At 55.0% G+C, this 202-nt stretch carries 1 rRNA gene; it reads right to left on the reverse strand.

The features are described from left to right. Positions 1–202: ribosomal RNA gene (locus WFN61_RS21050) — 23S ribosomal RNA — on the reverse strand; the annotation flags it as partial.

Here is a 202-nt window from a genome sequence, read left to right on the forward strand (position 1 = left end):
GGTCAGTCAGGAGTATTTAGCCTTGGAGGATGGTCCCCCCATATTCAGACAGGATACCACGTGTCCCGCCCTACTCTTCGAGTTCACAGCATGTGCATTTTTGTGTACGGGGCTATCACCCTGTATCGCCGGACTTTCCAGACCGTTCCACTAACACACACGCTGATTCAGACTCTGGGCTGTTCCCCGTTCGCTCGCCGCT

This window comes from Pseudescherichia sp. AS216 (assembly GCF_037152055.1).
In the GTDB taxonomy this organism is placed as follows: domain Bacteria; phylum Pseudomonadota; class Gammaproteobacteria; order Enterobacterales; family Enterobacteriaceae; genus Pseudescherichia.